At 62.5% G+C, this 21,722-nt stretch carries 14 protein-coding genes and 4 tRNA genes; 7 read left to right on the forward strand and 11 right to left on the reverse strand.

Annotated features, from left to right (window positions below):
• The first annotated feature begins 12 nt into the window (after nucleotides 1-12).
• Genes trbF through C380_RS16035 form a run of 4 tightly spaced genes read left to right on the forward strand, consistent with a single transcriptional unit; the run spans nucleotide 13 to nucleotide 3,201 of the window.
• Complete coding sequence (trbF, locus tag C380_RS16020) at nucleotides 13-717, forward strand: conjugal transfer protein TrbF (protein WP_013721745.1); 705 nt, start codon at nucleotides 13-15, stop codon at nucleotides 715-717.
• On the forward strand, nucleotides 714-1,697 hold the full coding sequence (gene trbG, locus C380_RS16025; protein WP_015014877.1) for a P-type conjugative transfer protein TrbG: 984 nt from the start codon (nucleotides 714-716) through the stop codon (nucleotides 1,695-1,697). Before trbF ends, trbG begins: the two co-directional genes overlap by 4 nt.
• A 2-nt stretch (nucleotides 1,698-1,699) precedes the next feature.
• The gene (locus C380_RS16030; protein ID WP_015014878.1) at nucleotides 1,700-2,986 is read left to right on the forward strand and encodes a TrbI/VirB10 family protein; all 1,287 of its coding nucleotides are present in this window, start codon (nucleotides 1,700-1,702) and stop codon (nucleotides 2,984-2,986) included.
• The gene (locus C380_RS16035) at nucleotides 2,983-3,201 is read left to right on the forward strand and encodes a DUF2274 domain-containing protein (protein WP_013721742.1); all 219 of its coding nucleotides are present in this window, start codon (nucleotides 2,983-2,985) and stop codon (nucleotides 3,199-3,201) included. The genes C380_RS16030 and C380_RS16035 overlap by 4 nt, the downstream gene beginning before the upstream one ends.
• An 8-nt stretch (nucleotides 3,202-3,209) precedes the next feature.
• Here the strand turns inward: C380_RS16035 and C380_RS16040 are convergent, their stop codons facing one another.
• Complete coding sequence (locus C380_RS16040; protein ID WP_015014879.1) at nucleotides 3,210-3,947, reverse strand: HNH endonuclease; 738 nt, start codon at nucleotides 3,945-3,947, stop codon at nucleotides 3,210-3,212.
• A 238-nt stretch (nucleotides 3,948-4,185) separates the two neighbouring features.
• Between C380_RS16040 and C380_RS16045 the strand changes: the two genes are divergently transcribed.
• The 3 genes from C380_RS16045 (at nucleotide 4,186) to C380_RS16055 (ending at nucleotide 9,498) form a co-directional block, all read left to right on the forward strand.
• Nucleotides 4,186-6,522 carry an ATP-dependent endonuclease gene (locus C380_RS16045; RefSeq protein WP_015014880.1) on the forward strand — a complete coding sequence of 779 codons (2,337 nt, stop codon included), beginning with the start codon at nucleotides 4,186-4,188 and terminating at the stop codon, nucleotides 6,520-6,522.
• Nucleotides 6,519-8,396, forward strand: coding sequence for a UvrD-helicase domain-containing protein (locus C380_RS16050; protein WP_043088344.1), 1,878 nt, complete (start codon nucleotides 6,519-6,521; stop codon nucleotides 8,394-8,396). The genes C380_RS16045 and C380_RS16050 overlap by 4 nt, the downstream gene beginning before the upstream one ends.
• Before the next feature lie 154 nt (nucleotides 8,397-8,550).
• Nucleotides 8,551-9,498 carry an IS481 family transposase gene (locus C380_RS16055; protein WP_015014882.1) on the forward strand — a complete coding sequence of 316 codons (948 nt, stop codon included), beginning with the start codon at nucleotides 8,551-8,553 and terminating at the stop codon, nucleotides 9,496-9,498.
• Between the two features lie 763 nt (nucleotides 9,499-10,261).
• Here the strand turns inward: C380_RS16055 and C380_RS16060 are convergent.
• The 10 genes from C380_RS16060 to C380_RS16105 form a co-directional block, all read right to left on the reverse strand.
• Nucleotides 10,262-10,337, reverse strand: a tRNA-Gly gene (locus tag C380_RS16060).
• A 181-nt stretch (nucleotides 10,338-10,518) separates the two neighbouring features.
• Nucleotides 10,519-10,592, reverse strand: a tRNA-Cys gene (locus C380_RS16065).
• 59 nt (nucleotides 10,593-10,651) lie between these two features.
• Nucleotides 10,652-10,727: transfer RNA gene (locus tag C380_RS16070), tRNA-Gly, on the reverse strand.
• 85 nt (nucleotides 10,728-10,812) lie between these two features.
• The gene (gene lon / locus C380_RS16075; protein ID WP_015014883.1) at nucleotides 10,813-13,254 is read right to left on the reverse strand and encodes an endopeptidase La; all 2,442 of its coding nucleotides are present in this window, start codon (nucleotides 13,252-13,254) and stop codon (nucleotides 10,813-10,815) included.
• Nucleotides 13,255-13,454: 200 nt separating this feature from the next.
• Nucleotides 13,455-14,720 carry an ATP-dependent Clp protease ATP-binding subunit ClpX gene (gene clpX, locus C380_RS16080; protein ID WP_015014884.1) on the reverse strand — a complete coding sequence of 422 codons (1,266 nt, stop codon included), beginning with the start codon at nucleotides 14,718-14,720 and terminating at the stop codon, nucleotides 13,455-13,457.
• A gap of 101 nt (nucleotides 14,721-14,821) precedes the next feature.
• Complete coding sequence (gene clpP, locus C380_RS16085) at nucleotides 14,822-15,430, reverse strand: ATP-dependent Clp endopeptidase proteolytic subunit ClpP (RefSeq protein WP_015014885.1); 609 nt, start codon at nucleotides 15,428-15,430, stop codon at nucleotides 14,822-14,824.
• Between the two features lie 134 nt (nucleotides 15,431-15,564).
• Nucleotides 15,565-16,878 (reverse strand): trigger factor, encoded by a 1,314-nt coding sequence (gene tig, locus C380_RS16090; RefSeq protein ID WP_015014886.1) that lies wholly within the window; start codon nucleotides 16,876-16,878, stop codon nucleotides 15,565-15,567.
• A 75-nt stretch (nucleotides 16,879-16,953) separates the two neighbouring features.
• Nucleotides 16,954-17,040 (reverse strand) — tRNA-Leu (locus C380_RS16095).
• 90 nt (nucleotides 17,041-17,130) lie between these two features.
• Nucleotides 17,131-20,313 (reverse strand): efflux RND transporter permease subunit, encoded by a 3,183-nt coding sequence (locus C380_RS16100; RefSeq protein ID WP_015014887.1) that lies wholly within the window; start codon nucleotides 20,311-20,313, stop codon nucleotides 17,131-17,133.
• An 8-nt stretch (nucleotides 20,314-20,321) separates the two neighbouring features.
• Nucleotides 20,322-21,545: an efflux RND transporter periplasmic adaptor subunit gene (locus tag C380_RS16105; protein WP_043566693.1), complete on the reverse strand. Its 1,224-nt coding sequence runs from the start codon at nucleotides 21,543-21,545 to the stop codon at nucleotides 20,322-20,324.
• Nucleotides 21,546-21,722: the final 177 nt, after the last annotated feature.

The raw sequence follows: 21,722 nt of genomic DNA on the forward strand, positions 1-21,722 counted from the left end.
GGAGAACTGACCATGCGATTCAAGAAACCGCAGGTGCGCTACGCCGACACGCCGCAGCCTGCCACGCCGTACCAAGCTGCCGGCCAGGTGTGGGACGAGCGCATCGGCTCGCCGCGCGTCCAGGCGAAGAACTGGCGCCTGATGGCCTTCGGTTGCCTGACGCTTGCGCTGCTGATGGCCGGCGGGCTGGTGTGGCGCTCGGCGCAATCCATCGTGACGCCCTACGTCGTGGAGGTGGACAACGCGGGCCAGGTACGCGCCGTGGGCGAAGCCGCCACGCCATACCGGCCCAACGATGCGCAGACCGCGCACCACATCGCGCGCTTCGTGACGCTGGTGCGCTCGCTGTCCATCGACTCCATCGTCGTCCGCCAGAACTGGCTCGACGCCTACGACTACACGACCGACAAGGGCGCGGCCGTGCTCAACGACTACGCGCGGGTCAACGACCCGTTCGCGCGCATCGGCAAGGAGTCTGTGACGGTACAGATCACCAGCGTCGTGCGCGCCAGCGACACCTCTTTCAACGTGCGCTGGACGGAACGCCGTTACGTCAACGGCGCCGCGGCTGGGCTGGAGCGATGGACGGCCGTGGTGTCCATCGTGCTCCAGCCGCCGCGCACCGAAGAACGCCTGCGCAAGAACCCCCTGGGCATCTACGTCAACGGCCTGTCGTGGAGCCGCGAACTGGATTCTTCCGAAGGAGCCAAGCCATGAATGATCTTTTCCGTAAATCCGCTTTGCCGGCGATCCTGCTCGCCCTCGCGGGCTGCGCCTCGCAGGGCAAGCCACCGCCAACCATCTCGCTCGATGAGCCGGTGCAGGCGCAGCCGCTGCCGGAGCCGCCCGCGCCGGTGGAAGTGGTGGCCGTGCCCGAGGTGCTGCCAATGCCGGCGCAGTTGAAGCCGCTCGAGGACGCCAAACCCGCGCCGGAGCCGGCCGACGAGAAGGTGCGCGTCTCGCGCGCCAATGCCGAGGCCCGCGTCGCGCCCACGCGCGAGGGCTACGTCAATGCGATTCAGGTCTGGCCCTTCACCGATGGCGCGCTGTATCAGGTCTATGCGGCCGTCGGCCGTGTGACCGTGGTTTCGCTCCAGCCGGGCGAGGAACTGGTGACGGTGGCCGCCGGCGATACCGTGCGCTGGATCGTGGGCGACACGTCCAGCGGTAGCGGTGCCGACCTGCGCGTGAACGTGCTGGTCAAGCCGATCCGCTCGGGCCTCAAGACCAATCTCGTCATTACCACCAGCCGCAGGACGTACCTGCTGGAGCTGGCTTCGACGGAGAAGACGTGGATGGCGTCCGTGTCCTGGGAGTATCCGCGCGACCGGATGCTGGCGCTACAGCGTCAGGCGCAGGCGGCCAATGCCGCCGCGCCTGTCGATACCGGGCTGGCGCTGGAGAACCTGCGCTTCCGCTACGCGATCAGCGGCAGCAATCCGCCCTGGAAGCCGCTGCGTGCGTTCGATGACGGCGAAAAGGTCTATATCCAGTTTCCGGCGGGCATCGCGCAAGGCGAGCTGCCGCCGCTGTTTGTCATCGGCGCGCAGGGCGACGGGCAACTGGTGAACTACCGCTTCCGCTCGCCGTACTACATCGTGGATCGGCTGTTCGGCGCGGCCGAACTGCGCCTGGGCGGTGACAAGGGCGACGTGGTGCGGATCGAGCGCACGGATGGCGTGGCACGGAGGAACTGACCATGAGCCAGGACAACACCCCCGACCTCGCCACGCCGCAGGCGGGCAAGGTCGCGCCCGAGGCGGTGGCGCTGCGCGCCCAGCCGCGCCCGGTCACGGGCCTGAACCGGCGCACGCTGGCCATCCTCGTCGGCGGCCTGTCGGTCGCCGTGCTTGGGGCCACGATCTGGTCGCTGCAACCGCAGCGGCGCGGTACGGGCGAGCAAACCGAGCTTTACAACGTCGATCGCGTCTCGAAGTCCGAAGGACTGGATGCGCTGCCGACGGATTACTCGAAGCTGCCACCAGCCTTGCCGCCCGATGTGCCCGAGCTGGGGCCGCCGTTGCCCGGCGACCTTGGCCCGGCCATCGTCGCTTCGCAGCAGCCGGTGACGCCGGGCTATTCGCCGCCAGGCCATGATCCCGAAGATGCCTTGCGCAAGGAGGCGGACGCGGCGGCGGCCTCGTCGGTGTTCTTCCGCTCGGGCGCCCAGGGCCAGGCCGCCACCACGGTCGCGCAAGCTGCGCCGGGTGCGCCTGGTGTTGCAAACACACTCGCGGCCTTCGCTCCTCTCGCTGCCGGGCCTGCCTCGACGGCGGCCCAGCCCGCCGACCCGACGACCGTGCAGAACCGGCAAGACCAGAAAGAAGCGTTCCTGAAAGCCGGTTCTACGGAAACCCGCAACTCCGGCAACCTGGCGCTGCCGGCGTCTCCGTATCAGGTGATGGCCGGAACCGTGATCGCGGGCGCGCTGGTGACGGGCATCAAGTCGGACTTGCCGGGCGACGTGATCGCTACGGTGACGGAGCCTGTCTACGACACGGCTACGGGCCGGCATCTGCTGATTCCACAGGGGGCGCGCATCCTCGGGCGCTACAACAGCCAGGTCAGCTACGGCCAGAGCCGGGTGCAGGTGGTGTGGAACCGGATCATTCTGCCGGACACGTCCTCGTTGACGCTGGACAACCTGGCCGGCACCGACCCGGCCGGCTATGCCGGCCTGGAGGATGGTGTCGATTGGCATTGGGATCGCATCTTCGCCGGCGCCGCCCTGACGACGCTGCTGGGCGTCGGTGCCGAGTTGGCCTCGCCGGGGAACCGCCAGAACGGCGACCGCGTCATCATCGCCGGACGCGACAGCTTGCAGGACAGCGTGAACCAGGTCGGACAGGAAATGACCCGGCGCAACCTCAACATCCAGCCGACGCTGACCGAACGGCCGGGTTTGCCGGTGCGGATCATCGTCAACCGCGACCTGGTTCTCCGCCCCTATCAGCCGCTGTTCTTCAACCGGGGGAGTTCGAGATGAGCACGACCCGCAAGCTGCGACTCGGGCCGCTGCCCAAGACCGAGAGCGTCAAGCTGACCTTTGTTTGCTCGGGCAGCCTCAAGGCAGACCTCGATCGTTACGCCGCGCTGCACGCACAGACGTATGGCGAGACGGTCGACGCCATGACGCTGATCCCGCATATGCTGGAGGCGTTCATGGCGGGGGACCGGGGATTTAGACGCCACGCAAGGTAGACGCCCCTTCAGCGGTCGGCATCGTTTCGGCCGTTTCTGAGAATCTCCAGCGCTGCCTGTAGGTGTCGTTCTTCTGGCCCCAGGGCGGAAAGGGACGAGAACACCGCTGCGGTTTGGTGCCAATAGATGGCGTGACTGATGGCGGGGCGCAGCGCGTCAAGTTCTTCGCTCGTCAGGGACGCAGCAAACGCACGTAGCCGGATCTCTGATCTCTCGCGCCGGATGTGACACTCACGACACAAAGCACGCAGGGCACTGAGTGGGTATTCCCACGGCTCGAAGCCTTCTCGCATATTTGCGTAGTAGCAATGGTGGGCATCCAAAGGCTTCGTGGCTCCGCAGTCCTGACATTGATGTCCTGCCCGCTTCTTCACGGTTGCTGCCTTCTTACGCCACCTTTCATCTTGCAGCTTGGATGCATAGGTGCCTGAAAGCCGTGAGTAGTCATACCCCTCAATAGGGTAGAAGCCCATGTTCCAAGAGTGACCAAGCTCGTACCAGAATCCGAACGACTCAACCAGATCGTCGAACTCCATCGTGTCGCCACCGTAGTTCAACATGGTATGAAGCGTGCTGCTGTCGAACACCAAGACTAAGAGCGAGTCGTTCCCATAGGGCTCGTTTCGAGCTCTCCAAGCCTCGATATCGACGAAGAACGCATCCCCCAGGATTTCCTCTTTAATCATCCATTCGGTAAGAGCGGCACGCATGCGCTCCAAGTTTCTACTCATTGCAGTGAAATGCATCTCCTCCTCCAAAGGGCAAGGGGATCGCGGAGCTTACGAATCGGGGCGGCTAACGCCGCGACGCGTTCGATAGGCCGTTCCACCGATGCAGCACCAGTCGAAAGTGTCCTTGTGGATCGGCAGCAACCAGTGGCCGCCAAGTTCGTCGCCCTAAGGGAAACGCTATAGTTATAGTAATCTGCATAAAAATGCTGGCCTTTTGACCAGCCAGATGATCCGATAACCGGGGGAGGTTAGGATGCATTTGAAGAAGTTGGCCGTCCGGAATTTCAGGCGGCTGCGAAACGTTGTAATTGATCTTGCTTCCGACATCTCTATTTTTGTCGGTGCCAACAACAGCGGCAAGACATCAGTCGGGCACGCACTCCAGTTATTCACTGGCAGTGGCCGCTTCAACATTCACGACTTTAGTGCCGAACTTTGGGCCGACATCGTTGCGTTTGGTGAGGGCGATGGCGAGGCGAGCCTTCCCACGATGGAAATCGACGTTTGGTTCGAAATCGGTCCGGACGATGTTCACCGCGTCATCGATCTTCTTCCCAGCCTTGCTTGGGAAGGCAAGCTGGTGGGGATGCGTGTTGCCTACGCGCCCACCAATCCTGCGGCGACGCATGCACGCTATGTCGAAGTGCGCCAGCGCGTGCTCGATGCGGTCGCTAAGGGTGAAGACGGAGCACCCGCCTTCGATCCCTCGCCACGTAACCTGCGGGAGTTCCTTCGCGACAGGCTACATGACGAATATGAGCTGCGCTATTTCGTACTCGATCCCGCGCGGTTCGATGCGAAGATGGTCGCAGAGGCTGGCTATGACCCAGCCACTCTCACCGGACGCGACCGGAGCGGCCGTGAGATCTTGAACGGCCTTCTCCACATTGACTTCTTGAACGCACAGCGCCATCTCTCGGACGGCCCAGGTGGCTCTCGCGCCGAGGATCTCTCCCGTGTACTCAGTCGCTTCTACGGGCGCAACCTCGAACAGAAAGGCGAAGATATCGAAGCGTTGCGCGCCCTCGCAGCATCCGAAGTCTCGCTTAATGAGCATCTCGAACGAGTGTTCGAACCGACGCTCAAGAGCTTGTCGAAGCTCGGCTATCCGGGCCTCTCAAACCCGCGCATGATGATCCGCTCGGCCCTCGACCCTGCCCAGATCATGAGCGGTCGAGATGGCGCGATCGTTCACTATGCGTTGGGAGCCGATGACGGGAAGCCCGACCCGCCTACCTTGCCCGATCGGTATAACGGTCTTGGCTTCAAAAACCTCATCTTCATGGTCGTTGAGCTGCTCGACCTCCACGCTCAATGGCTGGCGATCGAGGAAAACCGTCCGCCGGTCCACCTGATCTTCATCGAGGAGCCCGAAGCGCACCTCCATGCCCAGCTTCAACAGGCCTTCATACGCAAGGTGATGGACATCCTAGCGCTCAAGGGCGAGGACCGCACGCACTATACGAGCCAGGTCGTCGTCACGACCCATTCGACTCATATCCTTTACGAACGAGGCTTCCGGCCGATCCGCTATTTTCGTCGAAGCCGTGCACAGAATGTGTCGACCTCCGATGTGCTCAACCTCTCGGTTTTCTACGACAGCACCGATCCGGACATCCGAAGCTTCCTCGAGCGCTATTTGAAACTCGCGCACTGCGATCTGTTCTTCGCCGATGGCGCCGTGCTGGTCGAAGGCAATGTCGAACGGCTGCTATTGCCGCAGATGATCGCCAATGCCGCGCCGCGGCTGCAATCGACCTATCTCACCGTCCTAGAGATCGGCGGAGCGTTCGGCTACCGATTCAAAACGCTGATCGAGTTTCTCGGACTGACAACGCTCATCATCACCGATCTCGACAGCGTGTTCGGTCCACTGGGGCAGGATGGCGAGGGTGCGGCACCCGCTGGTCAACCGGAAGCCGCGGAACCAGCCGCCGAGAACGCGCAGGCTGCCGGCGCTGACGCTGAGGACATTGACGATGACGAGGAGGATTTGCCTGTGGCTGCGGAGAAGCCCGGGAAGGCGTGCATAGCCGGTCATCCGGGCGCGGCGACGTCCAATCAGACTTTGCTCCAATGGCTACCGAAATGCGACACGGTCGCCGCCCTGTGGGAGGCGACGGCTGAGCAGAAGATCCAGGCGAGGACGGACGACAATGACGCTTTGGTACGCGTTGCCTATCAGTGCCGGACCGATGTCACTTGGGGCGGAGAAACCCTGGCGCTAGCCGGGCGCACGCTGGAGGAAGCATTCGCACTCGAAAATCTTGAATGGTGTCAGGACAAGAACCGTAAGCCGCTTCAGCTCCGCATCGCCAAGGCCGACGAGAAGAACCTGACCACGCTTGCGGAACGCATCCACAAGCGCGTGCAGGCTAAGAGCTTCAGCAAGACCGACTTCGCGCTCGCCTTGTTAGCCGAAGATCCGAGCAGTTGGTCTGTCCCAACCTATATCGCCGAGGGCCTGAGCTGGCTTGAGACCGAGATTGCGCCGCCGGAACCGGACGAGGACCAGCCGCATGAGGGCCAGCCGCATGAGGACGCGCCCCAGGGGGCACCAGTCGCCGCCGGCGACGAGGTAGCGGCATGACAAGCCGGATCGGCAGTCCTGACACACAAGCCGATCTAGATGTTCGAGCGTGTCTCGATCGGATGCCGCCACGCTCGTTTGTCATGGTCGCCGGTGCGGGGTCGGGGAAAACGACCTCGCTGATCAAGGCTATGGCGCACCTAGCCGAGACCCGCGGTCCTGCCCTGCGCCGCGCCGGGCAACAAATCGCCTGCATCACATATACCGAAGTCGCCGTCGGTGAGATTTCGGCCGATGTCGGGGCCTCGCCGCTATTCCACATCTCGACCATCCACAGTTTCCTGTGGTCAGTCATCCGGCCGTTCCATTCGGATATCGCGGCTTGGGTAGCCATCCGCATCGACGAGAAGATCGCGGAGCGACGCGCACACTACGACAAGCCTCGGACTCAGGCGAAAACGAAGGCCCGCCTCGAACAGGAGATCGCAGATCTCGAAGCCGATCTGGCTGCGATCAGTGAAGTAGAGAAGTTCGTCTACGGCACCGGCAGCAGCTACGCTGAAGGCATCCTTGGCCATGACGATATCCTCAAGCTCACCCCAGCCTGCGTCGCAGCGCATCCGCTGCTGAGACAACTCGTCGCTAAGCGCTTTCCCTACATCTTCGTCGATGAGAGCCAAGACACCAATCCGGAGGTCGTCGAGGCGTTACGGCACATTGCGGGCGAACATCCTGGCCTGTGTGTCGGGTTCTTCGGAGACCCGATGCAGAAGATCTATATGAGCGGAGCAGGCACTGTCCCGCTGAACGACGGCTGGGCGGAGATCACAAAGCCCGAGAACTTCCGGTGCCCGACATCGGTGCTCGGGGTCATCAATGCAATCCGCGCCCCTGGCGACGGTCTTGAGCAGGTGCGTGGTCGGACGATAACCGTTGATGGCATCGAGCAGCCGGTTGCCGGTACCTCCAATCTGTTCATCCTGCCGGCGGACGCGGAGCGGAGTGCGCGCCTCGCGGCCATTAGGCAGTGGCTGGCCGCCGAAACCGGCGACGGTCTGTGGCTAAGCGACGTGCGGGAAGGCGATGTCCGCCTGCTTGTACTGGTGCACCGCATGGCGGCCAACCGGCTCGGGTTCCCTAATCTGTATGCTGCGCTCAATGACCGAGCCCCCATGAGTCTGAGTGAAGGGCTGAGCGATGGCACAGCCTGGCCGCTCCGTCCACTTGTCCAGCACATACTTCCGCTCGTTGTCGCGGCGCAAGCGGGTGATCGGTTCACAGTGATATCGACCTTGCGCAGCGAATGCCCGAGGCTTGAACCAGCGCGGCTTCGAGGGCAAGCGACGGCCCCCGTTCTTACAGCGCTACAGCAAGCGCTCGACGGGCTTGTCGGTCTGTTGGCAGCAGGATCGCAGGCGACTATCCGGGACGTCTTGACGCATGTGCGAGATAACGAGTTGCTGCGCCTCGATGATCGCTTCGCCATGCATCTGGTTGCAGAGCCTGTGGATGACGGCAGCAGCGGCTTCGAGAACGTTCAAGCCTATCTGGCATGCGGTGTCGACGAACTCTGGGCCTACCGGCGCTACTTTACAGAGGAGTCACCGTTCGCGACGCATCATGGGGTGAAGGGTGCCCAATTTGAGCGCGTATTGGTCGTCATCGACGATGAGGAAGCGGGCTTCCGGCAGTATTCTTACGGGAAGTATCTCGGGTACGTCCCCCTCTCGGACAAGGACGAAGCCAACCTGGCGGCAGGTGAAGAGTCCGTACTCGATCGAACCCGCCGCCTCTTCTATGTGTGCTGCTCGCGTGCAACGAAGGACTTGGCAGTCGTGGCCTTTGTGCCCGATGTCGCAGCGGCTCGCACCGCGATCGTGGCGCAGAATCTATTCCCCGAGGCCGTAATCCGAGGTGCGGAGCATCTGGGCTGAGGTTTCAACACATCGGGCAGTCAATCGGTGAAGGCCGCTGGACCTTGCTCCTGGGCTTGTCGCGATCTAGCTGTAGTTTCCCAAGAGGTTGTTCACCCGAGGTGAAGGAAGATGGAGGTTCTCAAGCCGGCCAACTTTCTTCAGGACTCCCCGTGTGAACATCCACAAGAATGCCTCAATGACGCCCAGAGGTCGAGAGCATCTGGTGCGCGAGATCGATCGCATCGGGCTCAAGCCTGCGGCTGCAGCCGCAGGCTTGAGCGCACACACCGCACGCAAGTGGCAGCGTCGCTGGGCCAGCCAGGGCGCGCCCGGCCTGCTTGATCGCAGTTCCCGACCCGAGCGCAGTCCGCGACGCAGCGATGCCCTCAAGCTCGAGCGGGCGGTGGCGCTGCGCCGCAATCAGCGCCTGACCTACGCGTGCATTGCCGAGCGGGTGGGCCTGTCCATAAGCGTCGTGGCACGTGCTTGCAAGGCCGCTGCGGTGGCGCGCTTGCCCGCGTTGCAAGACACGGTGCCCGTGCGCCGTTACGAACGCCAAAGCGCGGGCGAATTGCTGCACCTGGACACCAAGAAGCTTGGGCGCTTCGACAAGCCTGGCCACCGTGTCACGGGCGATCGCACACAGAACACCCCGCGTGCCGGCTGGCAAGCGCTGCATGTGGCTATCGACGATCATTCGCGCGTGGGCTTCAGCCAGATGCTCGCCGACGAGACGGCCAAGTGCGCCTGCGCCTTCCTGCTGGCCGCACTGCGCTACTACAAGAGCCTGGGCGTGAACGTTGAGCGAGTGATGACCGACAACGGCTCGGCCTACAAGTCACGCCGCTTCACCAAATTGCTGCGTCGCCTGGGCATCAAGCACATCCGCACGCGCCCCTACACGCCAAGGACCAATGGCAAAGCCGAACGCTTCATCCAGACCTTGCTGCGCGAGTGGGCCTATGCCTTCGTCTACCCGTCCTCGGAACATCGAGCGCGGGAACTGCAGCCGTGGATGTACCACTACAACTTCCATCGGCCACACTCGGCAACTTCACATCGTCCTCCTATCACTCGCCTTGGCTTCGAGGGGAACAACGTGTTGAGAAACTACATCTAGCGCAGCGGAGTTAACCTTGACTGAACGCGCTTGGATGAGCCGTGTCATTGCCCCCTATGAAAAGGCCGCTTCTGCGCCAACAGAAGCGGCCCCTGAATTGGTGCCCGAGGCCGGAATCGAACCGGCACGCCTTTCGGCGAGGGATTTTCTTACCACTTCGGCTTTCGCCGCCAGCGCGTGCGCTGTTCGTGGTCTGGAGCACGCCTTCACCATAGCCTTGCAGCCGTAGGTGCCCGCCGTCTGCTCTCTACACCTTCCCAGGCATTGGGCCTGGGCTTGGCTCGGCGTTGGCTCGGATGCCGGGGCATCCAGGGCGTTCGCCGACTTTGACGGGCTTCACCTCTGGGGTTTCCCCCGGAGGGCTCAAATTGTTCAAGTCCCTTGTGTCTACCGATTTCACCACTCGGGCATTACATGATGCACTGGAGCCTACACCTCTCCCTGCTGGCTCCTAGTTGGCTCCTGACCATCAAGCCGAGCCGCGAAGCTACGCCTTGGATGCTCCCAAGTCCTTGCCACTATTGACCTTCCGGCTTGGTGGCGAAAGCAGAAAGGACTTGACAAAACAGATTTTAAGTCCGCAGTGTCTACCAATTTCACCATCGGGGCGCCGGCTGCTGAGCGCATACCTGCGTTGCAGCGTAACCCGGGCAGCGCATGCGCGCAATGCCCTGTCGTATCTCTGGTCAGGACCGCTGTTTTGAAAACAGCGCGCCCCGTACCACCAAGAAAAAAGGGAAGCCTAAGCTTCCCTTTTCAAATATGGAGCGGGAAAAGAGTCTCGAACTCTCGACCTCAACCTTGGCAAGGTTGCGCTCTACCAACTGAGCTATTCCCGCATTTACTGATTTTTCTAACGTTTCCGTTAGTGCTTATCAGCAAGCCTCAAATTATATAACTCTTTTTGAGCGTGTTCGATTGCAAGCCAAAAAATTTTTATCCAACTACCAACCCTTGAGACGATCTCTGCTTGCGTCTTCGCCCTGAGGGCTTCGTCACTTACCTGCTGCAGACCGTATCTGGAGGCGCGGTCCGGAGTCGAACCGGACTAACCGGATTTGCAATCCGGGGCATAACCGCTTTGCTACCGCGCCAAGAACCCTCATTCCTCTGACAAAAAAGGGAAGCAATTGCTTCCCTTTTTTGTGGAAATTGGAGCGGGAAAAGAGTCTCGAACTCTCGACCTCAACCTTGGCAAGGTTGCGCTCTACCAACTGAGCTATTCCCGCATTTATCGAAGCCTTACATTGTACAACGTTTGCTGCGATGGAGTGAATTGTAGCGCATTTTTTGGGGCTCCCAAAAAAATTTGCATCAATGTTTCAATCCATCGACGGCAGCAGACGACGCTGCGGCTTTGTCTGTCGACACAGCTACCGCTGCAGCAGCCACGGCGACCTCTTCATCCGTCAGCGGCACAGGCTTGCTCTCCAGCGCCACCTCCAATACCTTGTCGATCCAGCGCACAGGCACGATCTCCAGGCCACTCTTCACGTTATCCGGAATCTCTGCAAGGTCCTTCACGTTCTCTTCAGGGATCAGCACCGTCTTGATGCCGCCGCGCAAAGCGGCCAGCAGCTTTTCCTTGAGGCCGCCGATGGCCGTTACCTCGCCCCGCAGCGTGATCTCGCCGGTCATCGCCACATCGCCGCGCACAGGAATGCCGGTGAGGGCCGAGACAAAGGCCGTGGTCATTGCGGCCCCGGCGCTGGGGCCGTCCTTGGGTGTGGCGCCATCGGGCACGTGGATATGGATGTCGCGCTTCTCGAACGTTTCGTCCTTGATGCCCAGCATGCGTGCGCGGCTGCGCACCACCGTACGGGCTGCTTCCACGGATTCCTTCATCACGTCGCCCAGCGAGCCCGTGCGCGTGATCACACCCTTGCCAGGCATGATGGCCGCCTCGATGGTCAGCAGATCGCCCCCCACCTCCGTCCAGGCCAAGCCCACCACCTGCCCCACCTGGTTTTGCAGTTCGGCACGGCCGTAGGTGTACTTGCGTACGCCCAAAAAGTCCGGCAGGTTGTCGGCGGTGACGACGACCTGAGGTTCCAGCTTCTTGAGCTGCAAGCCCTTGACCACCTTGCGGCAAATTTTGGACAGCTCGCGCTCTAACGAGCGCACACCAGCTTCACGGGTGTAGTAGCGCACCATGTCGCGCACGGCAGGCTCGGTGATGAGCAGTTCTTCGTCCTTCACGCCATTGTTCTTGAGCTGCTTGGGCAGCAGGTACTTCATGGCGATGCTGGTCTTCTCGTCTTCGGTGTAGCCCGACAGGCGAATCACTTCCATCCGGTCTAGCAGCGCTGGCGGAATGTTCATCGAGTTCGACGTGGCGACGAACATCACGTCGGACAGATCGAAGTCCACCTCGACATAGTGGTCGCCGAATGTGTGGTTCTGCTCGGGGTCAAGCACTTCCAGCAGCGCGCTGGACGGGTCGCCCCGGAAATCCGTACCCAGTTTGTCGATCTCGTCGAGCAGGAACAACGGGTTGCGCGTACCGACTTTCGAAAGGCTCTGCAGCACCTTGCCCGGCAGTGCGCCAATGTAGGTGCGGCGGTGCCCGCGGATCTCGGCTTCATCGCGCATGCCGCCCAGGGCCATGCGCACGTACTTGCGTCCGGTGGCTTTGGCAATGGACTGTCCCAGCGAGGTCTTGCCCACGCCAGGAGGTCCCACCAGGCACAGGATAGGCGCTTTCACCTTGTCCACGCGCTGCTGTACAGCGAGGTATTCCAGGATGCGATCCTTGACCTTGTCGAGGCCGTAGTGGTCTTCGTTGAGGACGCCCTCGGCATTCACCAGGTCGTGCTTGATCTTGGTCTTCTTGCTCCAGGGCAGCGCGGTGAGCACGTCGATGTAGTTGCGCACCACCGTCGCTTCGGCCGACATGGGCGACATCAGCTTGAGTTTTTTGAGCTCAGCTTCTGCCTTCTTGCGCGCCTCGGCTGGCATCTTGGCGAGCTTGATCTTTTTCTCGATCTCCTCGATGTCGGCACCTTCGTCGCCCTCGCCTAGTTCCTTCTGGATGGCCTTGACCTGCTCGTTCAGATAGAAATCGCGCTGGTTCTTCTCCATCTGGCGCTTGACGCGGCCACGGATCTTCTTGTCGACGTTGAGGATGTCCACCTCGCGGTCGAGCTGCTCGAACAGGTTTTCGAGGCGCACCTTCACATCCGACAGGTCCAGCACCACCTGCTTGTTTTCAAGCTTAAGGGGCAGGTGCGCAGCGATGGTGTCCGCAAGACGGCCGGGATCGTCAATGCTGGAAATGGAAGTCAAAATCTCCGGCGGAATCTTCTTGTTGAGTTTGACGTACTGGTCAAACTGCTGCATCACGGCGCGCCGCAGGGCCTCGATTTCGCTGGGCTTGTTGGCGTCCGGCGTGGCCTCCACCGGCGTCACGGTGGCCATGAAGTGCGACTCCGCATCTTCAATCGATGTCACCAGCGCGCGCTGCTGGCCTTCCACCAGCACCTTCACGGTGCCGTCGGGCAGCTTGAGCATCTGCAAGATGGTGGAGACACACCCCACATCGAACATGTCCGCCACCGAAGGCTCATCTTTGGCTGCGGCCTTTTGGGCCACCAGCATGATGCGGCGGTCGGCCTCCATGGCCATCTCCAGAGCCTTGATGCTCTTGGGGCGGCCCACAAAAAGCGGGATCACCATGTGGGGGAACACCACCACGTCACGCAAAGGCAACAGCGGCAGGTCAAGGGGGGTAGCTGGCAGGGGGGTATGTCCGGACATGGAAATCCTCAAAGTGCTCTGCGGAAGTGGGTCCACATGTGGGGATTTTCAACCCTCGCGCGCAGCCGTGCTGGCACAAGGGTTGATGGTTCGAAGGGCGGCCACAGGGCGCCCGCTCCGGTCATCTCAGACCGCGTGAAGAAATCCGTCTGATCCATGGAGGCACCAGCGGACTCCTGCACGCCTCTTTTTAGGCCTTTTCAGGCCTTCTTGGCTGCTTCGCGGTAGACGAGCAGCGGCGGCTTGTTTTCTTCGATGGTGGACTCGTCCACCACCACCTTTTCGACGTTGCTGGTATTGGGCAGGTCGAACATGGTGCCAATCAGCGCTTGCTCCAGAATGGAGCGAAGCCCCCGCGCACCCGTCTTGCGAGCCAACGCCTTGCGGGCAATGGCTTTCAGGGCTGCCGGGCGAATTTCGAGGTCTACACCTTCCATCGCCAGAAGCTTGCTGTACTGCTTGACGAGCGCATTCTTGGGCTCGGTCAGGATCTGCACGAGCGCATCTTCGCTCAACTCGGCCAGCGCCGTCACCACAGGCATCCGTCCCACCAGTTCAGGGATCAGACCAAACTTGATGAGGTCTTCCGGCTCGATCTCGGTGAACACCTCGGTGAGAGAACGCTGCTTCTTGCTCTTTACCGACGCGCCGAACCCGATGCCCGACGCCTCAGTGCGGTTCTCGATGACTTTTTCCAGCCCGGCGAAGGCACCACCGCAGATGAACAGGATGTTGGTCGTGTCGATCTGCAGGAAGTCCTGGTTCGGATGCTTGCGCCCCCCTTGTGGCGGCACGCTGGCCATGGTGCCTTCGATGAGCTTGAGCAAGGCCTGCTGCACGCCCTCGCCCGACACGTCGCGCGTGATGCTGGGGTTGTCGGACTTGCGCGAGATCTTGTCGATTTCGTCGATGTAGACGATGCCACGCTGGGCGCGCTCGACTTCATAGTTGCAGCTCTGCAGCAGCTTCTGGACGATGTTCTCCACGTCCTCGCCCACATAGCCCGCCTCGGTCAGCGTGGTGGCATCGGCCATCACAAAGGGCACATCCAGCATGCGTGCCAGGGTTTGTGCCAACAGCGTCTTGCCGGAGCCGGTGGGGCCGATCAGCAGGATGTTGCTCTTGGACAGCTCCACATCGTCCTTGTGGGCCTTGTCCTTGTGGCGCAGGCGCTTGTAGTGGTTGTACACCGCCACGGCCAGTGTGCGCTTGGCCACGTCCTGGCCAATCACGTAGTTGTCCAGGTTGGCCTTGATCTCGACCGGCGTGGGCAGGTCGCTGCGGCCTTCGCGGGCCAGATCACCAGCCGGCAGTTCGTCGCGGATGATCTCATTGCACAGGTCAATGCACTCGTCGCAGATAAAGACCGACGGACCGGCGATCAGCTTCTTCACTTCATGCTGGCTTTTGCCGCAGAAAGAGCAGTAAAGGGTTTTTTCGCTGGAAGAGCCTTTTTTCTCGGCCATGGGGGCAATGCCTTGCTTGTTTCGGAAAGTTGTTGGGATGATAACCAAATAAAAACGGCGTCTTCCCCTCGGGAAAACGCCGCTTCGCCGCCCTCGGGCGATCAGGCGCGCTGGCTGATCACCTGATCGACCAGACCATAGTCCTTGGCCTCGTCGGCCGAGAGGAAATAGTCACGCTCCGTGTCGCGCTGGATCTTCTCCAGCGGCTGGCCGGTGCGCTCGGCGAGGATCTTGTTGAGTTGCTCGCGGGTCTTGAGGATCTCGCGGGCGTGGATCTCGATCTCGGTGGCCTGGCCTTGCATGCCGCCCAGAGGCTGGTGGATCATGACCTTGGAATTGGGCAACGCAAAACGCTTGCCCTTGGCGCCTGCCGCCAACAGGAACGCGCCCATGCTGGCCGCCATGCCCGTGCACAGGGTCGAGACATCGGGCTTGATGAAGTTCATGGTGTCAAAGATCGCCATGCCGGCACTCACCGAACCACCGGGCGAGTTGATGTAGAACGAGATGTCCTTGTCGGGGTTTTCGCTCTCCAGGAACAGCAGCTGTGCCACCACCAGGTTGGCCGTCTGGTCATTGACCGGGCCCACCAGAAAAATCACGCGCTCCTTGAGCAGGCGCGAGTAGATGTCATAGGACCGTTCGCCACGGCCCGACTGCTCGATGACCATGGGGACCATGCCCAGGCCTTGTGTTTCCAATGCGCTCATGTATTTCTCCAGTCAAGCAGGTACTGTACCCAGAAATGAATTGGGGCTTGTGCACGAAAGCACAAGCCCCTGGTGTGTCTTGACGACCAGAACCGGGCAGTCGCACGAAGCAGGCCAGCCGGCCCGAGGGCCTATCAGCCCTGCTGCGCCATCAAGTCATCGAAGGAAATGGCCTTCTCGACCACCTTGGCCTTGGACAGCACGAACTCGGTCACGTTGTTTTCGATGACAACGGCTTCGACTTCGGCCAGACGCTGGCGGTCGCCGAAGTACCAGCGCACCACGTCTTCGGGCTTCTCGTAGCTGGCAGCCAGCTCGTCGATATGGGCCTTAAGCTGCTCGGGCTTGGCCTGCAGTTCATTGGCGCGCACCAGCTCGGCCAGCACCAGACCCAGGCGCACACGGCGCTCAGCCTGAGGACGGAACACGTCTTCAGGGATTTCTGCCTTATCGGCATCCTTGACGCCGCGTTGCTTGAGTTCAGCGCGGGCGCCTTCCATCAGGCGAGCGATTTCGGCCTGGATGCTGGCATTGGGCAGATCCAGCTCGGCCTTGGACACCAGGGCGTCCATCACGGCAGCCTTGTTGCGGGCCAGCAGGCGGAACTTGACTTCGCGCTCCAGGTTCTTCTTGATGTCAGCGCGCAGGCCTTCCACGGAACCGTCGGCAATGCCCAGCGACTTGGCCAGGGCGTCGTTCACTTCGGGCAGATGGGCTGCTTCGATCTTCTTGATGGTCACCAGGAAGTCGGCGGTCTTGCCAGCAACGTCCTTGCCGTGGTACTCGGCGGGGAAAGCCAGGGGGAAGGTCTTGCTTTCGCCAGACTTCATGCCGCGCACGGCATCTTCAAACTCCTTGAGCATCTGGCCTTCGCCGACCAGGAACTGGAAGTCTTCGGCCTTGCCGCCGTCAAAGGGTTCACCGTCGATCTTGCCTTCGAAGTCCACGGTCACGCGGTCACCGTCTTGCGCAGCAGCGTCCAGGGCGCGCTGGGCGAAGCTGCGGCGCTGCTTGCGCAGGATGTCCAGGGTCTTGTCGATGGCGCTGTCGGTCACTTCGGAGGACAGCTTTTCGACTTCGGCGTCCGACAGGTCAGCGATCTTGACTTCGGGGAACACTTCAAAGACGGCGTCAAACGTGACCTGGCCCTCGGGAGCGCCTTCCTTTTCGGTGATGCGGGGCTGACCGGCCACGCGCAGGTTGGCTTCGTTCGCAGCCACGGCAAAAGCCTCACCCACCTTGTCGTTCAGCACTTCGTACTGCACCGAGTAGCCATAACGCTGGGCGACCACGTTCATGGGCACCTTGCCGGGACGGAAGCCGTCCATCTTGACCGTACGGGCCAGGCGCTTGAGGCGCGTGTCCACTTCGGACTGGATCAGGGTGACGGGCACGCTCAGCGTGATCTTGCGCTCGAGCTTCTCAAGGGTTTCAACAGTAACGGCCATGGCTATTCCTCTTATGAATGTGGATCGTGCTGGCTGCAGCGCAGCAGCGCCGTGTTCCGCAAAGTCTCACATGGGTGGTGCGCGGGGGGGGACTCGAACCCCCACACCATTGCTGGCGTCAGGACCTAAACCTGGTGCGTCTACCAATTTCGCCACCCGCGCGGTTCTACAAACAAACAGGCGGCAAGCTGAGCTGCCGCCTGTGTGAAATCGGTCAACCTTTTATTTTACCTGATGCGAAAGCCCTGCCGGTCAAGCAGCCCCAGGAACCTCTGGCGCAGGCCGCTTGACACGGAACCAGGCCGCGTACATCGCAGGCAGCGCAAGCAGCGTGAGCACCGTGGCCACGACCAGCCCGCCCATGATGGCAACCGCCATCGGGCCCCAGAACACGCTGCGCGACAGCGGGATCATGGCCAGCACGGCGGCGGCGGCCGTGAGCACAATGGGGCGCAAACGGCGAACGGCCGATTCCACAATCGCATCCCATGCGGGCACGCCCCGGGCGCGGTCCTGCTCGATCTGGTCGATCAGGATCACCGAATTGCGCTGGATCATGCCCATGAGCGCGATCACCCCCAGCAGCGCCACGAACCCAAACGGCCGGTTGAGCAGCAACAGCGCCGCCGCGACACCCGCCATGCCCAGTGGCCCGGTGAGGAACACCAGCATCGCGCGGCTGAAGCTGTGCAGTTGCAGCATCAGCAGCGTGAAGGTGATGAACAGCATGATGGGAAGGCCCGCCGCGATGGACGCCGAGCCCTTGGAGCTTTCCTCCACGGCGCCCGCCACCTCGATGCGGTAACCCGTCTGGCCCGCCGACCGCCACTTGGCCTCGATCTCCTTGAGGGACGGCAGCAGCGCCGCCGTCACCGTCGCGCCCTGCAGGCCCTCGGTCACGTCGCCCTGCACGGTGATGGCGTAGTCGCGGTTCTCGCGCCACATCACGCCGGGCTCCCAGGTGAAAACGGGCTTGGCGATCTGCGTGAGCGGGATCGACTTGCCCGACGCCGTGGGCAGGTAGGCGTTGGCAATGTCGGTGATGGCATTGCGCTCATCCAGCGGCTGGCGCAGCAGGATGTCGATGAGCTTGTCGCCCTCGCGGTACTGCCCCACCTGGGTGCCCGACAGAATGGTCTTGGACGCCTGGGCGATGGACTGGCTCGTCACACCCAGGGCGCGCGCCTTGGCCTGGTCCACTTCCAGGCGCAGCACCTTCACAGACTCGTTCCAGTTGTCGTTCACGCCGCGCATGTTGGGGTTCTGGCGCAACTGGGCCTTGACCTCGTCGGCACGCTCACGCAGCACCAGCGGGTCGGGGCCTACCACGCGGAACTGCACGGGGTACGGCACCGGTGGCCCGTTGGGCAGCAGCTTGACGCGGCCGCGCACTTCCGGGAATTCCTCAGCCAGCAGCGCGGGCAGCTTCACCCGCAGCGATTCGCGCACCTTCAGGTCCTGCGGCACCACGATGAACTGGGAGACGTTGCTCTGCGGGAACACCTGGTCCAGCGGCAGATAAAAACGCGGCACGCCCGAGCCCACCCAGGTGCTCACCGTGTTCACGCCCGGCTCGGCGAGGAGACGCTGCTCCACGCGCTTGGTGACGGCCTCGTTGCCCGCAAACGACGTGCCTTCCGGGAACCAGATGTCCACCAGAATCTCGGGCCGGCTGGAATCCGGAAAGAACTGCTGCTGCACCTTGCCCATGCCCACGATGCCTAGGGCAAAAGTGAGGATGGTCGCCCCGATGGTGATCCAGCGGTGCTGCACGCACCAGTCCACCAGACGGCGGAAGCTGCGATAGAACGGACTGTCAAACACCTCATGCGGGTCGTCGGTGATGCCCTTGTTGGCCTGGGCGGCCAGCACATGGGGAGGCACCTTGAGCAGCAGCGTGCCCAGGTAAGGCACAAAGTAGACCGACACGAACCAGCTGAGCACCAGCGCAATCACCGTCACGGCAAAGATGGCAAAGGTGTATTCGCCCGTGGTGGACTTGGCCAGTCCGATGGGCAAGAAGCCCGCCGCCGTGATCAAGGTGCCCGTGAGCATGGGCATGGCCGTGATCTCGTAGGCGAAGGTGGCGGCGCGCACCTTGTCATAGCCCTCTTCGAGCTTCAGCACCATCATCTCAACCGCAATGATGGCGTCGTCCACCAGCAGGCCCAGCGCGATGATCAGCGAGCCGAGCGAAATTTTGTGCAGCCCGATGCCCCAGTACCACATGGCCAGGAAGGTGACAGCCAGCACCAGCGGGATCGTGATGCCCACCACCAGCCCCGGGCGGGGGTCGATGTACCAGCGCTTCCACAGCGGGTTGTTGCCAGGGCGTTTGTGAAATCCCAGGCTGATGAAGCTCACCGCCAGCACGATGACCACGGCCTCGATCAGCACCTTGACGAATTCATTCACCGAGGTGGACACCGCCTTGGGCTGGTCCTGCACGTTGACCAGCTTCACACCGGCCGGCAGCGTGGCGCCGATGCGGTCGGTGGCCGTATGCAGCGCCTTGCCCAGCGCAATGATGTCGCCGCCCTTGGCCATGGAGACGCCCAGCGCAATCACCTCGCGGCCTTGGTGGCGCACCTTCACACCCGGTGGGTCCACGTAGCCGCGCTGCACTTCAGCGATATCGCCCAGCCGCAGCTGCGCGCCCGAGGGGCCGCGGATCGGCATCGCGCGCAGATCTTCGATGGCGTTGAACTGACCCTGCACGCGCACCTGCACCTGGTCTTGGGGCGTCTGAATGGTGCCCGCGCTCTCCACTGCGTTCTGCTGGCCCAGCTGAGCGAGCACCTGGTTCATGTCCAGGCCCAGTTGCGACAAGCGCTTTTGCGAGATCTCGATGAAGAGCTTTTCGTCCTGCACGCCAAACAGCTCGACCTTGGCCACATCGGGCACGCGCAGCAGCTGCTGGCGTGCATCATCGGCAAACTGCTTGAGCTCGGCGTAGCTGAAGCCCTCGGACTCCAGCGCGTAGATCACGCCATACACGTCCCCGAAGTCGTCATTGAAGAACGGGCCCTGGATGCCCTGCGGCAAGGTGTAGCGCATGTCGCCCACCTTCTTGCGCACGCCGTACCAGACATTGGCCACGTCGCCGGGCTTGGAGGAGTCCTTGATCTGAAAAATGATCTGCGACTCGCCGGGCTTGGAGTAGCTGCGGATCTTGTCCGCATACGGCACCTCTTGCAGCGTGCGCTCGATCTTGTCAGTGACCTGCTCGGCCACCTGCTGGGCCGTGGCGCCGGGCCAGTAGGTGCGCACCACCATGGCGCGGAAGGTGAACGGCGGGTCTTCGTCCTGCCCCAGCTGGAAGTAGGCCGCAAAGCCCAGCAGCATCAGCACCACCATGAGGTAGCGGGTGAGCGCGGGATGGTCGAGCGCCCATTTGGAGAGGTTGAACCCCTCTTTGGGTTGGATTTGCGTCATGACGGGCCTCAGTTGGCGGCAGAGGCCGAGGCGGTGGCGGGTGCAGCGGCGGTTGCAGGAGCCGATGGCACCGCTGGCATTGCTACAGATTCAGGAGCTGTTTGCGCTTTATTCACCGGCGCCTGAGCCACTTTTGGCTGGTATACCGTCACTTTTTGACCGGGAGACAGCACATGCACGCCGGTAGCCACCACCTGCATGCCGGGGGTCAGTCCCCCGGCCACCACGGCATCGTTGCCATCGGCCGTGGCGATCTGCACCACCTGTGACTTGACGGTGCTGGTCGCGGGGTCGTACACCCACACGGCGGTGGACTGGCCCTCTTGCCGCAGCGCGCTAGTGGGCAGCTTGATGGCGGCAATGCCGGCGTGGCTCAGTGCCTTGGGTGTGGCGTACACGGTGGCGCCCAACGCAGGGGCGTCGGCCGCGTCAATGGCGACCTTGACCTGGAAGGTGCGGGTCGCCGCGTCGGCGCTCGCAGCCACCTCGCGCACACGGCCTGTCAGCGTGGTGCCGCCCGACCAGCCACGCACGGCGACCTCGGAGCCCGTCGTGATCTGCGCCACCTTGTCTTCCGGCACGGCAAACACCACGTCGCGCGGGCCGTCCTGCGCAATGCGCACCACCGGGGCGCCGGCCGACACCACCTGGCCCGGCTCGGCATCGATGCCCGTCACCACGCCCGACACATCCGCCACCAGCGTGGTGTAAGCAGCCTGGTTGCCCTGGGACGACAGCTGCGCGCGCGCCTGATCGAGCGTGGCCTGGGCGGCCTTGAGCGTGGCCTCGCGGCGTTCCAGCTCGGCACCGCTGATGAAGTTCTGGTCTTTAAGCGCCTGGTAGCGCTTGAGGTCTGCCGCCGCCAGGTCGCGCTGCGTGGTGGCCGACGCCACCTGCGCACGCGCTGCGTCAGCCGCCAGCTGGTAGTCCTTGGGATCCAGTTGCGCCAGCACCTGGCCCGCCTTCACGCGCTGGCCCAGCTCGGCCTGGCGCTGCACGATCTTGCCCGCCACCCGAAAGCCCAGGCGCGACTCCACCCGCGCGCGCACCTCGCCCGAATACTCCAGGCTGGACTGCAGCGCGCCCACGCCCACCGTCATCAGCTTGACAGAGCGCACGGGCTCCTCGGGCGGCGCGGGACGCGAACAGCCGGCCAGCACGGTAGCGGTGGCCAGCACCAGCAAAAGCCTGGAATGCCGTGAAAAGGGCCGCAGGGCGGAGGATGTGCGCATGGGAAATCCGGTGAAAAAAGAAGGGGCCACAAGGATCAGCAAGCAAAACGCAGGCCGGAGCGCCCGCGCAGCGACGGTACACCAGGCACCCGCCAACCGGCGACCCGCAGCCATGCAGGGCGCTTGTGAACAGGTGCAGGGGCCAGCCGCCTTGTCCCCCACTGGATTGGCTTTTAT

The sequence above is a fragment of the Acidovorax sp. KKS102 genome (genome assembly GCF_000302535.1).
Taxonomy (GTDB): Bacteria; Pseudomonadota; Gammaproteobacteria; order Burkholderiales; family Burkholderiaceae_C; genus Acidovorax.

Bases quoted from the DNA above. Each gene is read 5' to 3' on its own strand.
- trbF (WP_013721745.1), top strand. From the start codon at position 13: ATGCGATTCAAGAAACCGCAGGTGCGCTACGCCGACACGCCGCAGCCT.
- trbG (WP_015014877.1), top strand. From the start codon at position 714: ATGAATGATCTTTTCCGTAAATCCGCTTTGCCGGCGATCCTGCTCGCC.
- C380_RS16030 (WP_015014878.1), top strand. From the start codon at position 1,700: ATGAGCCAGGACAACACCCCCGACCTCGCCACGCCGCAGGCGGGCAAG.
- C380_RS16035 (WP_013721742.1), top strand. From the start codon at position 2,983: ATGAGCACGACCCGCAAGCTGCGACTCGGGCCGCTGCCCAAGACCGAG.
- C380_RS16040 (WP_015014879.1), bottom strand. From the start codon at position 3,947: ATGCATTTCACTGCAATGAGTAGAAACTTGGAGCGCATGCGTGCCGCT.
- C380_RS16045 (WP_015014880.1), top strand. From the start codon at position 4,186: ATGCATTTGAAGAAGTTGGCCGTCCGGAATTTCAGGCGGCTGCGAAAC.
- C380_RS16050 (WP_043088344.1), top strand. From the start codon at position 6,519: ATGACAAGCCGGATCGGCAGTCCTGACACACAAGCCGATCTAGATGTT.
- lon (WP_015014883.1), bottom strand. From the start codon at position 13,254: ATGTCCGGACATACCCCCCTGCCAGCTACCCCCCTTGACCTGCCGCTG.
- clpX (WP_015014884.1), bottom strand. From the start codon at position 14,720: ATGGCCGAGAAAAAAGGCTCTTCCAGCGAAAAAACCCTTTACTGCTCT.
- clpP (WP_015014885.1), bottom strand. From the start codon at position 15,430: ATGAGCGCATTGGAAACACAAGGCCTGGGCATGGTCCCCATGGTCATC.
- tig (WP_015014886.1), bottom strand. From the start codon at position 16,878: ATGGCCGTTACTGTTGAAACCCTTGAGAAGCTCGAGCGCAAGATCACG.
- C380_RS16100 (WP_015014887.1), bottom strand. From the start codon at position 20,313: ATGACGCAAATCCAACCCAAAGAGGGGTTCAACCTCTCCAAATGGGCG.
- C380_RS16105 (WP_043566693.1), bottom strand. From the start codon at position 21,545: ATGCGCACATCCTCCGCCCTGCGGCCCTTTTCACGGCATTCCAGGCTT.